This window comes from Streptomyces sp. NPDC047453 (assembly GCF_040643155.1).
In the GTDB taxonomy this organism is placed as follows: domain Bacteria; phylum Actinomycetota; class Actinomycetes; order Streptomycetales; family Streptomycetaceae; genus Streptomyces.
The window spans coordinates 114,899-131,602 of sequence record NZ_JBEYTS010000001.1; the positions used below are offsets into that span (position 1 = coordinate 114,899).

The 16,704-nt window shown below is 68.9% G+C and carries 12 protein-coding genes; 10 read left to right on the forward strand and 2 right to left on the reverse strand.

Annotation, left to right across the window (positions count from 1 at the left end; genetic code table 11):
* The first annotated feature begins 105 nt into the window (after positions 1-105).
* The 4 genes from rplU to ABZ818_RS00490 all read left to right on the forward strand — a co-directional run bounded on the left by rplU (position 106) and on the right by ABZ818_RS00490 (position 4,412).
* A complete protein-coding gene (gene rplU, locus ABZ818_RS00475) occupies positions 106-426 on the forward strand; it encodes a 50S ribosomal protein L21 (RefSeq protein WP_030749991.1) in 321 nt (106 codons plus the stop codon).
* Between the two features lie 14 nt (positions 427-440).
* The gene (rpmA, locus tag ABZ818_RS00480; protein WP_061922958.1) at positions 441-695 is read left to right on the forward strand and encodes a 50S ribosomal protein L27; all 255 of its coding nucleotides are present in this window, start codon (positions 441-443) and stop codon (positions 693-695) included.
* 113 nt (positions 696-808) lie between these two features.
* On the forward strand, positions 809-2,245 hold the full coding sequence (gene obgE, locus ABZ818_RS00485) for a GTPase ObgE (RefSeq protein WP_361408512.1): 1,437 nt from the start codon (positions 809-811) through the stop codon (positions 2,243-2,245).
* Between the two features lie 121 nt (positions 2,246-2,366).
* Positions 2,367-4,412, forward strand: a complete 2,046-nt coding sequence (locus tag ABZ818_RS00490) for a glycosyltransferase (RefSeq protein ID WP_361408515.1) — start codon at positions 2,367-2,369, stop codon at positions 4,410-4,412.
* 82 nt (positions 4,413-4,494) lie between these two features.
* Here ABZ818_RS00490 and ABZ818_RS00495 read toward each other — a convergent pair whose 3' ends face one another.
* Both ABZ818_RS00495 and ABZ818_RS00500 read right to left on the reverse strand, forming a co-directional pair.
* On the reverse strand, positions 4,495-8,058 hold the full coding sequence (locus tag ABZ818_RS00495) for a CDP-glycerol glycerophosphotransferase family protein (RefSeq protein WP_361408518.1): 3,564 nt from the start codon (positions 8,056-8,058) through the stop codon (positions 4,495-4,497).
* Between the two features lie 25 nt (positions 8,059-8,083).
* On the reverse strand, positions 8,084-10,315 hold the full coding sequence (locus tag ABZ818_RS00500) for a bifunctional glycosyltransferase family 2 protein/CDP-glycerol:glycerophosphate glycerophosphotransferase (RefSeq protein ID WP_361408521.1): 2,232 nt from the start codon (positions 10,313-10,315) through the stop codon (positions 8,084-8,086).
* A gap of 327 nt (positions 10,316-10,642) precedes the next feature.
* Here ABZ818_RS00500 and galE point away from each other — a divergent pair, with 327 nt between their 5' ends.
* The 6 genes from galE (at position 10,643) to ABZ818_RS00530 (ending at position 16,670) form a co-directional block, all read left to right on the forward strand.
* Positions 10,643-11,614, forward strand: a complete 972-nt coding sequence (gene galE, locus ABZ818_RS00505) for a UDP-glucose 4-epimerase GalE (protein ID WP_361408524.1) — start codon at positions 10,643-10,645, stop codon at positions 11,612-11,614.
* A gap of 627 nt (positions 11,615-12,241) precedes the next feature.
* Positions 12,242-12,523 (forward strand): hypothetical protein, encoded by a 282-nt coding sequence (locus ABZ818_RS00510; RefSeq protein ID WP_361408527.1) that lies wholly within the window; start codon positions 12,242-12,244, stop codon positions 12,521-12,523.
* 363 nt (positions 12,524-12,886) lie between these two features.
* The gene (gene proB, locus ABZ818_RS00515; protein ID WP_361408530.1) at positions 12,887-14,065 is read left to right on the forward strand and encodes a glutamate 5-kinase; all 1,179 of its coding nucleotides are present in this window, start codon (positions 12,887-12,889) and stop codon (positions 14,063-14,065) included.
* A 174-nt stretch (positions 14,066-14,239) separates the two neighbouring features.
* Positions 14,240-14,668, forward strand: a complete 429-nt coding sequence (locus ABZ818_RS00520; RefSeq protein ID WP_361408533.1) for a hypothetical protein — start codon at positions 14,240-14,242, stop codon at positions 14,666-14,668.
* Between the two features lie 60 nt (positions 14,669-14,728).
* Positions 14,729-16,015: a glutamate-5-semialdehyde dehydrogenase gene (locus ABZ818_RS00525; RefSeq protein ID WP_361408536.1), complete on the forward strand. Its 1,287-nt coding sequence runs from the start codon at positions 14,729-14,731 to the stop codon at positions 16,013-16,015.
* 91 nt (positions 16,016-16,106) lie between these two features.
* Positions 16,107-16,670: a hypothetical protein gene (locus ABZ818_RS00530; RefSeq protein ID WP_361408539.1), complete on the forward strand. Its 564-nt coding sequence runs from the start codon at positions 16,107-16,109 to the stop codon at positions 16,668-16,670.
* Positions 16,671-16,704: the final 34 nt, after the last annotated feature.

A 16,704-nucleotide genomic window follows, 5' to 3' on the forward strand; every position in this document is an offset into this window, starting at 1 on the left:
CCGGGAACGGGCCCGCACGGGCTGTGGCCGGGAGAGGCCGTTCGCGCGTGTCGCGGGGCGGCTGGACTGCGGGGATGCCGTTCCGAGCGAGAGAGTGAGATCCGCGTGTACGCCATCGTGCGCAGCGGTGGTCGCCAGCACAAGGTTGCTGTCGGCGACATCGTTGAGGTTGACAAGATTTCCACTGCCAAGGTTGGCGACACGGTCGAGCTCTCGACCCTGCTCGTTGTCGACGGCGACGCTGTGACCAGTGACCCGTGGGTGCTGGCCGGCATCAAGGTCCAGGCCGAGGTCGTGGACCACCACAAGGGCCAGAAGATCGACATTCTGCGCTACAAGAACAAGACCGGCTACCGCCGTCGGCAGGGCCACCGCCAGCAGTACACGGCGATCAAGGTCACGTCGATCCCCGCGGCTGCGAAGTAAGGGACTGAGGAGACATGGCACACAAGAAGGGCGCATCGTCCACCCGGAACGGTCGCGACTCCAATGCCCAGCGGCTCGGCGTGAAGCGCTTCGGCGGTCAGGTCGTCAACGCGGGTGAGATCCTGGTCCGCCAGCGTGGCACCCACTTCCACCCGGGCGCCGGCGTCGGCCGTGGCGGCGACGACACGCTGTTCGCGCTGCAGGCCGGTGCGGTGGAGTTCGGCAGCCACCGCGGCCGCAAGGTCGTGAACATCGTTCCGGTCGCCTGACCGGAAGCTTTCGCGAGGCGGACCTCACTTCCCCGGCGGGAAGGCGGGTCCGCCTTTCGCGTGTTACGCAGTAACCAGATTCGTACGTTTGCTCAGTGCTGGAGGCACACACCATGACCACCTTCGTGGACCGCGTCGAACTGCACGTCGCCGCGGGTAACGGAGGCCACGGCTGTGCCTCCGTGCACCGTGAGAAGTTCAAGCCGCTGGGCGGCCCGGACGGCGGCAACGGCGGGCGCGGCGGCGACGTGATCCTCACCGTCGACCAGTCCGTCACGACGCTGCTCGAGTACCACCACTCCCCGCACCGCAAGGCCACCAACGGCAAGCCCGGCGAGGGCGGCAACCGCTCCGGCAAGGACGGCGAGGACCTGGTGCTGGCGGTGCCGGACGGCACGGTGGTCCTGGACAAGCAGGGCAACGTGCTCGCCGACCTGGTCGGCCACGGCACCTCCTTCGTCGCCGCGCAGGGCGGCCGGGGCGGCCTGGGCAACGCGGCGCTGGCCTCCGCCCGGCGCAAGGCGCCCGGCTTCGCGCTGCTCGGCGAGCCGGGGGACCTCCAGGACATCGTCCTGGAGCTGAAGACCGTCGCCGACGTGGCGCTGGTCGGGTACCCGAGTGCCGGCAAGTCCTCCCTCATCTCCGTTCTCTCCGCGGCCAAGCCGAAGATCGCCGACTACCCCTTCACCACCCTCGTGCCCAACCTGGGCGTGGTGACGGCCGGTTCGACCGTCTACACCGTCGCCGACGTGCCGGGCCTCATCCCCGGCGCCAGCCAGGGCAGGGGGCTGGGCCTGGAGTTCCTGCGCCATGTGGAGCGGTGCAGCGTGCTCGTGCACGTACTGGACACGGCGACGCTGGAGTCCGACCGCGACCCGGTCTCCGACCTCGACGTCATCGAGGAGGAGCTGCGGCAGTACGGCGGCCTCGGCAACCGCCCCCGCATCGTCGTCCTGAACAAGACCGACGTGCCCGACGGCAAGGACCTCGCCGAGATGGTCCGCCCCGACCTGGAGGCGCGCGGCTACCGCGTCTTCGAGGTGTCGGCGGTCGCGCACATCGGGCTCAAGGAGCTGTCCTACGCGCTCGCCGACCTGGTCGCGAAGGCGCGTGCCGCCCGTCCGAAGGAGGAGGCGACCCGGATCGTCATCCGCCCGAAGGCGGTCGACGACGCCGGCTTCTCCGTCACCCACGAGGACGACGGCCTCTTCCGCGTCCGCGGTGAGAAGCCCGAACGCTGGGTGCGCCAGACCGACTTCAACAACGACGAGGCGGTCGGTTACCTCGCCGACCGGCTCAACCGCCTCGGTGTCGAGGAGGCGTTGATGAAGGCGGGCGCTCGGGGCGGCGACGGCGTCGCCATCGGACCCGAGGACAACGCGGTCGTCTTCGACTGGGAGCCGTCGGTCACGGCGGGCGCGGAGATGCTCGGCCGCCGCGGGGAGGACCATCGCTTCGAGGCGCCGCGTCCGGCCGCCCAGCGCCGCCGGGACCGGGAGGCCCAACGGGACGAGGCGGAGCGGGAGTTCGACGGCTTCGAGCCGTTCTGACGGTCGTGTCTCAACTGTGACCATAAGCTTGCGCAACTTCTCGCAGCGGTCGTCGCTCTAACGAGCCGAACAACCGGTATGGCGCGTCGGGGAACGCGCCACCTGGGGGAGGAAGCTCGTAGTGAAAATTGCATTTCTGGTCCGCGATCTCTGCCACATGGGGGGTGTGGTGACGGCGACGCAGAACCTTGCCGGTGCGCTCGCCGAGAAGCACCAGGTGGAGATCGTGGCCCTGCGGAAGGTGCGGGACGAGTCGTACTTTCCGCTCGACGGCCGCGTGCGCGTACGCGCCCTCACCGACCTGCGGAAGCACTCCGCGTCCTACGACGGTGACGACCCGCTGGCCCACGAGTTTCCGGCGCGCTACCCATATCCGAAGACCGAGCAGAAGCCGCTGGTCAGCAGGCTCGCCGAGAAGCGGCTCCTGGCGTATCTCGACGGCACGGACGCCGACGTGGTGGTGAGTTCCAACCCTCGGATCACCGTGCTGCTGGCCGCGGCGCGGGGCCGGTACATGAAGATCGCGCAAGAGCACTCCATGCCCGGTATCTATGAGGAGCAGATACAGGGGCCGCTCTTCGGCGACGCCTACCGAAGGCTCGACGCCATCACCGTGCTCTCGCCCGAGGAACGCGACAACCTCGGCGGGCTGGTCCCGAACGTCCGTGACCGGATCAGCGTCATGCCGAACTGTATTCCGGATCCCGGCGGCCGGGTCTCCGACGGCAGCAGCAAGGTGGTGGTCACCGCCGGCGTCCTCAAGCCCCACAAGAACTTCCACGGTTTGATCGACGCCTTCGCGACCGTGGTGGAACGGCATCCGGACTGGCGGCTGCGGATCTACGGCAGTGGCGTCGAGGAAGCGGCTCTGCGGCGCCGGATCCACGAGCGGAGTCTCTACAACCACGTTCACCTGATGGGGCCCGCGTTTCCGGTCACCGCCGAGTTCGCCAAGGGTTCGATCTTCGTGCTGCCCTCGCTGCGCGAGCCTTTCGGCAATGTGACGGTGGAGGCGATGACCCGAGGGTTGCCGGTGGTCAGCATGGACTGCGACCACGGTCCGCGCAACATCCTCACTTCCGGCACCGACGGCCTTCTCGTCCCCCTCGACGACACCGAGGCCATGGCGGCCGCGATCAACGAGCTGATCGAGGACGAGGACCGGCGCGTCAAGATGGGCCGTGAGGCACGCCGGACGGCCGAGCGGTTCGCTCCAGGGCCCAGTGCCGAGCGGTTCGAGGCGATCGTGGCCAAGGCGCTGTCCCGGTCCGACGTCGTCCGCGCACTCCCCGGGACGGCCGACTGCACCGTCCTGCCCGACGGTGACGTGCAGGTCGAACTCGCCCGCCGCGAGACGGAGGACGAGGTGCCGGCCGGACTGCGCCTCGTCTGCCGCGATGTGCGCAACGCCAAGGAGCCCGTCCATGTGCCGTTCGTGCACGGCACGGCCAGGATCCCGCGGCGTGGCACCCTCGCTGACGGTCTCTGGGAACTCGGCCTGGCGTCGGGCGAGGGGTACGAGAAGGCGCTGCGGGTGGGTCACTGTGACGTGACGGACCTGGTGTCACCGCGCCACGAGCCGGGCGGACAGGGACTGGAGATGCTGCTGCCGTTCAGGGAGCAGACCGGTCACCTTCGGGTGCGCAGCCGGGTCCGGCCGCGGTACTCGGAGGTGACCGGACTCGAAGTCATGTCCGACAGCGTCCGTATCGAGGCCGACTCCTGGAGCGGTGAGGAGATCGTCGCCGGAGCGGCAGTCGCCGCGGTCAACCGGAAGGACAAGAAGCGGGTGCTGCTGTTCCCTGTCGCCTGGGCGGAGGGAACCCGGTTCGGCTGTGAGGTCCCGCTCGACTCCCTGACCGCGGAGCACCGGCACGAGGAGGAGATCTGGGATCTCTGGCTGCGGCCCGCCGACGGTGCCCCGGTGCGGATGAGCAAGCTCGCCACCGATGTGCTGGAACCCTTCAAGGTCTTCAAGTATCCGCGTCCGGTGCGTGAGCGTTCGGCGGGCGAGGCGAGTGCGCCGGCCAAGGGCGGTGCGAACCGCGCCGCATGGTGGTCCCGGCGAGGTGCCCCCGATCCGCAGCCCGCCGCACCATCCCGGGTGGAGATCCGCCCGTACTTCACGACGGCCGCACAACTGGCCTTCAAGACGGTCACGCTCTGACACGAACAAGGGGCCCCGGCGGAGTCGTCCGCCGGGACCCCTTGTCATCCGGCCGGGCCCTTCGCCCGGCCGGTTCGGCCGATCACTCTTCCTTGGCCTGCTCCAGCATCCGGTCCACGACCCGCCGGGAGGCGTGGCCGTCGTCGAGGTCACAGAACAGATGGTGGAACCGTGCGAACCGGTCCTCGTACTCGGCGGACACGCTGTCGATGTCGCGGATCGCCGTCACCAGTTCCTCGGACGTGGCGATCAGCGGCCCGGGCGAGTCCTTCTCGAAGTCGAAGTAGAAGCCACGCAGCGTGTCCCGGTAGTGCTCAAGGTCGTACGTGAAGAACAGCATGGGACGCTTCAGATGGGCGTAGTCGAACATCACGGATGAGTAGTCCGTGATCAGCATGTCCGCGGCCAGGTACAGATCAGCGATGTCCGGGTACTCCGAGACGTCCCACACGAAACCGTTGCCCGCGCCGGGCACGGCGTCGACGACGTTGGAGTGGCGGCGGATCAGCAGCACATGGTCGTCGCCGAGACGCCGACGGGCGTCGTCCAGGTCGATCCGCAGATCGAACAGGTACTGGCCGGCGCTGTGCGACTGGTCGTCACGCCAGGTCGGTGCGTACAGCACGACCTTCTTGCCGCTCGGGATGCCGAGCGTCTTCCGCACCTTCTCCGCGATCTTGTCGCGGTCGGGCGAGTAGAGGTAGTCGTTGCGCGGGTAACCGGCTTCGAGTATCTCCCCGTCGTAGGAGAAGGCGCGCTTGAGGATCGGCGTGGAGAACCGGTTGGAGGAGACGAGCAGGCTCCAGTTCTTCGCCTCGAGCGCCAGGCGGTTCTGGTACTCGCGGTCGAAGTACAGGGTCTCGATGTCATGGCCGATCTTCTTGAGCATCGTGCCGTGCCAGGTCTGCACGATGACCTGACCAGGCCGGCGCTCGGCCCACTCGGGCAGATGCCCGTTGGTGACGATGTACCGGGACGTGGCCAGCGCCTCGAACCATTCGCGGCCCCACATGCGGACCTTGTCCGCCGTGGGCGGCAGGATCACCTGGCCGTCGCGCACGGCCCACAGGAACTTCATGTCGCTGCCGCGGTGCAGCAGCTCCTCGTGCATGGCGCGCGGACTGTCGGAGTACTGCTTGCCGTTGTAGCTGAGGAAGAACACCTGGTCGCGCAGCGGCAGGTCGCGGGCCGGCTCGTACACCTCGCGGCGCAGCTGGAGCTGGCGGTATGGGCCGCGCTCCAGGTCGCTCAGCTCGGACCGGCAGTTGAGCTGCGGGAAGCCACCCCACCGGTTCTCGAACCAGTAGCGGCGCCCGTTCAGTTCGCTGTGCAGCGGGAACTGGGGCAGCGCGAGACGGTCGATGACGAACGCGGTGTCCGGCACCTCCGGGTCCGAGGTGCGCAGGATGAGGTTCCAGCGGCCGGCCCTGAGAGGCACCTGACCGGATCCGCCCATCACCGACGGGTCGAAGGCCGTCGTGAACGTGCCGTCCTCGGACCAGTCGACGGATGCCTTGCGCTCGTCGAAGCGAGCGCTCGCCTTGAGGATCAGATCGGCTCCGGCGAGAGCGAGGCTGCTGCGGCCCTTCACCACGATCCGCCCGTTCTCCAGGCCGATCCCGGTGATCACCGCGCGGCGCGTCCGGCCGATGATCTTCAGATAGCCGTTGTGCCCGGACACGAGCGCGATCTCCCGGTGGGCGCCCGCCTCGCCGAAGGAGCTGGGCAGGTCGAAGGAGAGGTCCTCGAGTCCTTCCCGCATCACACTGCTGAACCGGCGCTCGGTGCCGTCCTCGGTGGTGGCCAGCAGCGCGGTGCTCCACTGGCGGCGCTCCGGCTGGGCCTGGTCGTCGACGCTGGTGTCGCCGAGGAGGGCCACGTCGGTGAGCGGGACACGGCTGCGGAAGGTCGTCCTGCGGTCCTGCTGTGCCACCTCGACGGGGTACTTGCGCACCTCGCCGCTCTTGGCATGGAGCAGGCGGAACACCAGCGTCTCGCCGTCCTTCAGCGGGACGCGGATGTCACCGCTGATCTCCACCGCGTCACCGTCCAGCCGGCGGTCGGTGATCAGGGCGCGCACCTTCTCGACGCGCAGCTTGAAGGCCTCGCGCTCGACGGTCGGCAGCAGCCGGAAGTCCTCGTCCAGCCACTGGTAGGGCGGGAAGTTCGCGGCCGAGCCCCCGCGGGCCCAGACGCCACTGCGCCGAACCAGGCCGGAGGCGTAGACGTTGATGCCGACGTGCCAGAGGCCTTCCTGCCAGGCGCCGCCCTTGCGCAGCTTGGCGGGGTCGAGAGCAAGCTCCCAGCCCGCCCAGTCGTAGTTGTACCGTCGCTGCCCGGAGTCGGTAGTGCACTCCGGCCGGTGGATGTTCCTGGCGGGGAGGAACATGCGGCGGCGCGAACCGTTGCGCTTGAGCTGAACGACCTTGATGCTGCTCCGCTTGGCCGACACGTCGACCTTGTCGATCCAGGCGTCGCCGGACAGCAGCAGCTTGCCGTCCTGCCAGGTCACCGAGCGCAGCGGGGCGCGCAGGTCCAGGTCGCCGTCGATGCGCAGGGCTGCCTTGGGGAGTTCGAAGCCGCTCTCCTCCAGCGTGCGGAAGCTCGCGTACTTGCGGAAGGTCCCGGAGACCTCCACCGGCTCCCTGCGGCGCTGGGAGGCCAGAAGGGCGATCAGCTCGGGCATGGCGTGCTTGCGGACCAGGAGCCACTGAACCCGCAGGTCCGTGGGCAGTGCCATGACGATTTTCGGGTCCACCATGTCGAGGTAGCGGTTGGTGGCTTCCAGGAAGGCTTCGTGGAACTCCGCCGTCGCGTCCGGCACCACCCGCAGGAACAGCCTGAGGTCGTCGCGGAGCACCCGGTCGTCGTACTGGCGCTTGTACTCGGCGAACTCCGGGCCCGGCTGGGACGCGAGGTAGTCGCTGACCATGCTCACCGCGGTGACCCGGTCGCGGATGGCCTGGGGCTCCTTGCGGCGCTGGGTGATCGAGGGCGCCGACTCGCCCTCGCGCAGCCGCCAGAAGTACGTCGGCTCACCGATGATGTCGACGGCCTGGGCGCGGTAGTGCGCGGGCAGGACGACCGGGATGTCCTCGTGCAGGATGCCCTCGGGGAAGACGAAGGCCTCCCCTTCCCAGTAGGAGCGCCGGAACACCTTGTTGCAGGCGATGCGGTCGGCGATCAGCTTGGGGTACTGGGATATGTGGGTGCGCTTGCGGGCCTCACCGGCGAGCATCTTCAGCAGCGGCACCTGCCACGACTTCTCGCCCTTCAGGTGGAAGACGTTGCCGGTGGCGAAGTCCGAGCCGGACTCGTCCAGGCTGGCGATCATCAGCCGGTAGGCGTCCGGCGGGATGACGTCGTCACTGTCGACGAAGGTGAGGAACTCCGCCTCGGCCGACATGTGGGCGATGCCGGTGTTGCGGGCCGCGCCGAGCCCGGCGTTCTCCTTGCGTATGAGCTTGAAACGCGGGTCGCGGGCCTCGTACGCCGCGGCTATGGAGGCGGAGTCGTCGGGGGAGCCGTCGTCGACCATCAGGACTTCGATGTCCCGGAAGGTCTGCGCAGCGAGCGAGTCCAGGCACGCGGGCAGGTAGCGCTCGACGTTGTAGATGGGGACGATGACACTGAGCCGAGGGGCCATGGCTTTGGTGTGCTCCTTCCGGGGGTCAGGCCCGCTCGACCAGTTCGAGCGCCTGGTCGGGGGTCGGTGCGTGAGATCGTTCGGCGAACGGGACGAACGGCAGAGGTCTCTCCTCGCCGAGGAAGACGCGTCGCACCACTCGCTCGGCCGCGCGCCCGTCGTCGAACTCGCAGAAGCGGCGGCGGAACGCGGCACGGCGTTCGGTGGCGTCCGGTCCGCTGTACTCCTCCGAGCCGAGCAGCCGGATCAGTTCGGCCTGCGAGGTGGCGACCGCACCGGGCGGTTCCTCCAGCAGGTTGAAGTACGTGCCGCGGACCGCGGAGTAGATGTCCCAGTCCGGGGCGTAGGTGATGATCGGCCGGTCGAGCACGGCGTAGTCGAACATCGCGGAGGAGTAGTCCGTGATGAGCGCGTCCGCGGCCAGGTACAGCTCCTCCACCCGGGCGTGCCCGGAGACATCCACGATCCGGCCGCTGCGGCGCAGTTCGGCGACGTGTGGCGAGCTGCCGTAGAAGTAGTGACCCCGCATCATCAGGGTCACGTCGGGGCCGAGTTCGTCGGCGAGCCGGGCGAGGTCGAGTGCGGGGGTGAAGCCCGGCTGGTACTCGCGGTGGGTGGGCATGTATAGGAAGGCCTTGGCGCCGTCGGCGAGTCCCAGCGCGGCACGCGCCCGGCGCACGTCCTCGACCGTGGCGTTCACGAGGATGTCGTTGCGCGGGTAGCCGGTCTCCAGGGAGGTGAAAGAGCAGGGGTACACCCGCTCCCAGACGGCGGTCGAGAAGCTGTTGGAACTGAGGCTGTAGTCCCAGCGGTCGCATCGCTCGAGGAGCTTGGCGAAGTTCATGTTGGTGGAGGCGGGGTACTTCTGCTGGTCCAGGCCCATCGTCTTCAGCGGCGTCCCGTGGTGGGTCTGCAGATGGATCTGGCCCTCCCTCTTCACCACGGTGTCCGCGAAGTTGACGTTGTTGACGAGGTACTTGGCGCGCGCCAGGGCCGTCCAGTACTCACGCGAGCCGACGGGGACGACTTCCACGCCCTTGGGCACCTGGCTCACCGCGTCCGGCCGGATGGCCCACACACGGCGGATCTGCGGGGCCAGGCGGGCGAGTTCGGCGTCGATCGCGGCCGGATTGCAGGCGACGCTGCGGCTCCAGTAGGCGGAGAACAGCGCGAGGTTCCCGTCGATCGGGAGCCGGAGCCGGGACTGGTAGAAGATGCCCATCGCGCTGCGCTTGGACCGGTTGAGCGCCGTACCGGCGCGGGCCCTGACGGATCGCCGGAACTTCGTGGCGGCGGTGGCGCTCGCCATGGTCGCGTACGCGTTGCGCTCCAGGAGCGCGTACTTCTGGCCGAGTCGGCCGACCGGCCGCGCGAAACCCTTGGGCACACGTGCGCGGTAGTCCGCGGCCGCGCGGCGGAAGAACTCCGACCTGGCGCTCTGCGGCAGACGGCCCGGGCGCTCCAGCACCGTCAGGTAGTGGTCGACCATCTTGCGGAACAACGGCCCCCGCCACTGGTCGAGTTCTTCATGCGCGTCGACGAAGTCGAAGACACGGGCGTACTGGTCGAAGACGTCGAAGTGCTTGCGGCTGACGGTCTTGAGGATGTTGCCGCCCTCGCGGCGCTGCCGGTAGTACAGGCAGACGCGGTCCAGTACGGCTATTCGCTCGGCGCTGATCATCGCGCAGAACGTCCAGGGGGCGTCCTCGTAGTACCCGGGCGGGAAGGTGAGGCCGGTGCGAGTGATGAAGTCGCGGCGGTAGGCCTTGTTCCAGGCGATCTGGAGCAGGTCGAGCAGTTGCGGGCGGTCGGCGAGGCGGAAAACGTCCGGGCCCTCGGCCTTGAGCAGGCCCCCTCGCTGATTGCGGCGGACCTGGCCGTCCCAGTAGGTGCGCGCGTAGTCGTAGACCAGTATCTCGGGGTCCCCCGCGGCCTCGAGACGGTCGGATATCGCGGCCAGCGCACCGTCGGACAGCGTGTCGTCACTGTCCAGAAACAGGACGTAATCGCCCTGGGCTTTCTCCAGTCCCGCGTTGCGCGCACGCCCCAGGCCCACGTTTTCAGTGAGGTGAATCACATGAATACGGGCGTCCCTCTCCGCGTATTCGTCAAGAATGGCGCCCGATCCGTCCGGAGAGCAGTCGTCGACGGCGATGATCTCGAAGTCCGTGCAGCTCTGCCCGAGTATGGAGTCGAGACACTCGGGTAGGTAACCCTGCACCTTGTACACAGGGACAACGAGGGAAAGTCTGGGCATCCTTACAACCTGTTCCGAGAACTGACCATGTGCGCACGAGGCTGGACCGCGCTCCGGGAGTCCGTGGGCTTGGAGGGTGTCGTCGCCTCAGGGTAAAGGATTCACGTGAAGTTTCCGTTGGCGCGGTTGCGGATGTCCAGAGAGTAACCAGTGTCTGAGTGGCCCGATTTCAGATCGTTCTCAATCTCCCGGTAAGAAAAACGAGAGAGATCCCATGATCGGCGAAATCGTACCGTTTTCGCCTTATGTCCCATCTGTCGGATTCGATTTTCTCGCGCGGGCAGAAGAGTCTCTGCATGCAGTGACCACGACCTTGGAGGCATGAGGATGAGCTGGCTCGTCACGGGTGGAGCCGGATACATAGGCGCGCATGTGGTGCGTGCCTTGCGCGACGGCGGAGAGTCCGTGGTCGTGTACGACGATCTGTCCACCGGCAGTGCGGACCGGGTGCCGGAAGAGGTGCCACTCGTTGTCGGCAGCGTCTTGGACCGTGAACTGCTGGAGCGGGTGATCCGCGACCATGGCGTGACGGGTGTGGTGCACATCGCGGCCAAGAAGCAGGTCGGCGAGTCCGTCGAGCGGCCACTTCACTACTACCGCGAGAACGTCACCGGTCTGCAGACGCTTCTGGAAGCCATGTCCGCGACCGACGTCGCCAAGATCGTGTTCTCCTCCTCCGCGGCGGTCTACGGCATGCCCGATGTGGACCTCGTCACGGAGGACACGCCGTGTGCCCCCATGAGCCCGTACGGGGAGAGCAAGCTCATCGGGGAGTGGCTGATCAAGGCGGCGGCCACCGCGTACGGCATGAGCGGCGCGTCCCTGCGCTACTTCAACGTGGCCGGGGCGGCGTCCCCCGAACTGTCCGACACCGGCGTCTTCAACCTCGTCCCCATGGTGTTCGAGCGGCTGGAGGCGGGGGAGGCGCCACGGGTCTTCGGCGACGACTACACGACGCCTGATGGCACGTGCGTGCGCGACTACATCCATGTGCAGGACATCGCCTCCGCCCACCTCGCGGCGGCGCGGCGTCTCGAAGAGGCGCCACGGGGTACGGCCCTCACGCTGAACATCGGCCGTGGTGAGGGAAGTTCGGTGCGGGAGATGGTCGACCGCATCCTCAAGATCACCGGCAATGAGGGCGTGACCCCGGAGGTGACGGATCGTCGTGCCGGCGATCCGGCCCGCGTGGTGGCTGCGGCGGATCGCATTCGCGACGAACTGGGGTGGTCGGCCCGGCATGGCCTGGACGAGATGATCGAGTCGGCCTGGCGGGGGTGGCGGCACCGCCGTCGGTGATGCCTTTCGGAAATGGGGTCGAACGCGCCATGTGCATGCTCTCGTAGATTCATGTCCACGCCAGGCATAAGGGAAAAGCGTTATCGGATCGGCGTGGTCTCCAGGATTTCGTAGAACAATCCCCTCGACGGGCGGGTTTTGCATGCCCATGCCCACTAGCGAGCAGAGTGGGCATGGACGCATTCCCGTTCCGTCGCAAGGAAACGAGGGCCGCCGTGATCCTCGCGTCCGTACAGAGGTTCGGATGCCTGACCGTGTCGGCCGCTCCCGCCACGGCGGACCAGCAGGTCGCGCTGATCAGTACGGCGCGGTGTTGAACAACCCCTGGGCCTCAACAGCGCAGCAGAGCGCAGTGAAGAGCCACATCATCGCCGCGATGAACAACACGCAGAACGGGCGGATGATCTGGTCCGCGCTCTATGCGCTGAAGGACCAGAACCGCACCGACGCTCTCGTCGCTGCCCACCGCGCGGAGTTGCCGTACGCGTGTGGTCCTGGACGTCAAGTTCAAGTCGTCCGGGGCGCCCCAGAGCCTTGTCTCGGCGTTGGGTGCCGGACAAGTCCCAGGACTCGTGGGTGCATATCTCTACGGCAGGGGCCACCTGCATTGCCACAGGTCGCAGCAGCATGATCAACCATAATGAGTTCCTCACCTTCTCGCGCATCAGGAACGCGGGAGAGGCGGAGGGCGTGGTGATCCAGACTTCCACGAATGAGACCTCTCTCAATCCGGAGAAATGCTGGAACAGCGTATACACGGTCGTAGGGAACACCGCGCTCCACCTCGCCTACCGCGATTACTTCAACCACCTGGCGGCGATGAAGAAGAATGAGAACTGTTTCACGAGCGAAAAGGTGGACGCCGGGAATATTATTTCTTCCCGCAGAAGACCGGAGCCATCGTGGTGAGCATCCTCGATAATCTCTCATGCGCGCCGGGCGCTACGGTGCGGATGGTGGCTTTTCGCACTGCACAGGGACGCGGTCGCCCAGAAAGTCAGGTCGTTGGCCGATCAGGGTTGCTCCATACGCATCGTCTACAACGACAGCAATGACGTCGACAGGCTCTCCGGGCACGGTGATACAACTCTGCGTCGGCGACGCCCACCGGCAGAGCCTCGAGAGCGTGTTCGCCGTTGCGACTCCTTCCTGACGGCGATCCGGCCCCGCCGAAGGGTCGATGTCCGTAGCCTGGACGGATGCGCGGCGCACCACCCCCTTCGCGTAGATTCGGATGGGCAGTTCGACCTACGCGAGGGAGCAGGCGGCAAGGTGACTGGGGCAAGGCAAGCCGTGTGCGAGGCCCGCAGGATCGTCGTCAAGGTGGGTTCCTCGTCGCTGACCACCGCGTCGGGCGGCCTGGACGCCGACCGCGTGGACGCGCTCGTGGACGTCCTCGGCAAGAGCCTCAAGGAGGGTGGTGCCCGAACGGCCCCGGCCGAGGGCGGCGAGGGACGCGCGGGCGGCGGACAGAAGGAGATCGTCCTCGTCTCCTCCGGTGCCATCGCCGCCGGCCTCGCCCCGCTGGGCCTGCGCCGCCGCCCCCGCGACCTCGCCCGCCAGCAGGCCGCGGCCAGCGTCGGCCAGGGCCTGCTCGTGGCCCGCTACACCGCCTCCTTCGCCCGCTACGGCATCCGCGTCGGCCAGGTCCTGCTGACCGGCGACGACACCAGCCGCCGCGCCCACCACCGCAACGCCTCCCGCACCCTCGACAAGCTGCTCGCGATGGGCGCCCTCCCGGTCGTCAACGAGAACGACACCGTCGCCACCGACGAGATCCGCTTCGGCGACAACGACCGGCTCGCCGCGCTCGTCGCCCACCTGGTCCGCGCCGACCTGCTGGTGCTGCTGTCCGACGTGGACGGCCTCTACGACGGCGACCCGAGCAGGCCGGGCACGTCCCGGCTGGCGGAGGTCCGGGGCCCCGGCGATCTGGAGGGCATCGAGATCGGCAGCGCGGGCAAGGCCGGCGTCGGGACCGGCGGCATGGTCACCAAGGTGGAGGCGGCCCGGATCGCGGCCGCCGCCGGCATCCCCGTGGTGCTCACCAGCGCCGTCCACGCCGCCGACGCCCTGTCCGGCCGCGACACCGGCACCTACTTCCACCCCACGGGCAAGCGCTCCGCCGACCGGCTGCTGTGGTTGCAGCACGCCTCCACCCCGCAGGGCTCGCTCACCCTCGACGACGGTGCGGTCCGCGCGGTCGTCGAGGGCCGCAAGTCGCTGCTGCCCGCCGGGATCGCCGCCGTGGAGGGCGAGTTCACCGCCGGCGACCCGGTCGAGCTGCGCGACGGCGCGGGGCGCGCGGTGGCCCGCGGCCTCGTCAACTTCGACGCCAGGGAGATCCCCCGGCTGATCGGCCACTCCACCCGCGAACTCGCCCGCGAGCTGGGACCGGCGTACGAACGCGAGGTCGTACACAGGGACGACCTGGTGCTCCTGGAGCCGTAATACGCCGAAACATCCGGCCACCCGGGTGCCGAAGGTGGGGGACGTTCCGTAAAACCGCCCCATGGAGCCGTGCGGCCTGCTCCACTTTGAGGCAGGGACGCATTCCGCATGAGCGGGACCAGCGATACGAGCGATGCCAGCGATGCGAGCGAGCGCTGCGTGAAGGAGGACGTCGTGAGACGAGTGCGCCCTGGGGCGGCGGCGTCCCGCGGTGGCCTGACGAGCGTGGCGGCCGGAGCGGGCTACGAGGAACCGCAGGACCTGCCCCGGCTGTGGCACGTCACGCTCAGCGTCTCCGGCGCCCAGGCCCCGCTGAAGGAGGTGCGGCGCGGCCTCGAGCAGCTCGCTCACGACCACCCCTTCCTGCTGACCAGCCGGTACGCGGGCGACCACGCCGAGATCCGCTACTGGGAGGAGGCCCGCGACCTCCACGACGCGGCCGCCGTCGCCCTGCGCCTGTGGGGTGAGCACCGGCAGAGCGCCCGGCTGCCGCCCTGGGAGATCGTCGGCCTCGAGGTCATCGACCGCGAGACCTACCACCAGCGCCTCGCCGAGGGGTACGGAGCGCCGCCGGCGACACCGGTCGGAGTACACCCCTTTTGACCCCGTCTCGCGGTGTGGGATGAGCGGTGTCCGCCCCTCGTGGCGCACTACCCTTCCCTCATGACCACGCTCTCGCCGTACGACTCGATGTCCCCGGTCACCCAGGCCGCGTACCGCGCCAAGGCCGCCGCCGCCGACCTCGCGCCGCTGCCGCGGGTGGCGAAGGACGACGCCCTGCTGGCCGTCGCGGACGCCCTGGAGGTCCGTACCGGCGAGATCCTCGAGGCCAACGCCAAGGACGTCGCCAAGGCCCGCGAGGCCGGTACCAGCGAGGCCATCGTCGACCGGCTCACGCTCACCCCCGAGCGGGTGCGCGCCATCGCCGCCGACGTGCGGGACGTGGCGGCGCTGCCCGACCCGGTCGGCGAGGTCGTCCGCGGCAACACGCTGCCGAACGGGCTCGACCTGCGGCAGGTCCGCGTCCCGCTCGGCGTGGTCGGCATCATCTACGAGGCCCGCCCGAACGTCACCGTGGACGCCGCCGCCCTCTGCCTGAAGTCGGGCAACGCGGTGCTGCTGCGCGGCTCGGCCTCCGCCTACGAGTCGAACACCGCCCTGGTCCGGGTCGTCCGCGACGCCGTGGGCGGGGCGGGACTGCCCGCCGACGCCGTGCAGCTGGTCCCTGGCGAGAGCCGCGAGAGCGTGCGCGAGCTGATGCGCGCCCGAGGCCTGGTCGACGTGCTGATCCCGCGCGGCGGCGCCTCGCTGATTCGGACGGTGGTGAACGAGTCCACGGTCCCGGTGATCGAGACCGGCACCGGCAACTGCCACGTCTACGTCGACGCGCAGGCCGACGTCGACACGGCCGTCGACATCCTGATCAACTCCAAGGCGCAGCGGCCCAGCGTCTGCAACGCCGCCGAGACGCTGCTGGTCCACCAGGACATCGCCGCCGAGTTCCTGCCGCGCGCCCTGGACGCGCTCGCCGAGGCCGGGGTCACCGTGCACGCCGACGAGCGGGTCATGGCCCACGCCAAGGACTCCCGGGCCACGGTCGTCGAGGCCACCCCGGAGGACTGGGAGACCGAGTACCTGTCGTACGACATCGCCGCCGCCGTGGTGGACTCCCTGGACCGGGCCGTCGCGCACATCCGGCTGTGGAGCTCCGGGCACACCGAGGCGATCGTCACCACCTCGCAGCAGGCCGCCCGCCGCTTCACCCAGCTGGTCGACTCCACGACCGTCGCCGTCAACGCCTCCACCCGCTTCACCGATGGCGGCCAGTTCGGCTTCGGCGCCGAGATCGGCATCTCCACCCAGAAGCTGCACGCCCGCGGCCCGATGGGGCTGCCCGAGCTGACCAGCACGAAGTACATCCTCACGGGGGACGGCCACACCCGCCGCTGACGCCGCCCGGCCCGTAGCGGGGCCGTCTCAGCAGTTGGATGAATTTCCATACCGTCTGCCCAAATTGACCCCTCAGGTCTACTCTGGATCCGTGCCGGAGGATGTGGGGGGCACGCCGTTCCCTGACGGCTGGGAGCCCGACGACGACCACGACCACGGGGTGTCGGACGAAGAGTTCGCCTCCGTGGTCTTCGACGAGGCCTTCGTACGCTCGGCCGTGATTCACGAGCCGACCGCCGTCGAACGCCTCCTGGCCGCCGCGCAGGCCAGAGCCGAGGCCTCCGAGGCGGAGGCCCGCCGCGCCCACGCGAGAGGCGAGCGCTACGAGGACGGGTACGGCCCCGGCCTCGGCCCCGACCACCCCTACGGCGACTTGGACGACCCCGACGTCCTCGAAGGCCGCCACGGCGCCCCGGGGACCTTCGGCAGGCACGTCCGCTGGCATCGCCCCGTCGCCTGGGTGCTCGCCCTCGTCATGGGCATCGGCATGGTCGCCCTGGCCTTCGCGGCGGTCTACCGGGGCGGCTCCTCGGGCAGCCGGGAGCAGGTCCCGCCGCCCGCCTCGACCGGCCTGGAGCAGGGCAGCGCCGCAGCACCCTCCGCCTCCGCCGACTACTCCCAGCCACCCGTCCCCGCGGTCCCGCGCACGCCCTGACGGCGAGGCGGCGGTTCTGGTGAGAACCTGTCAG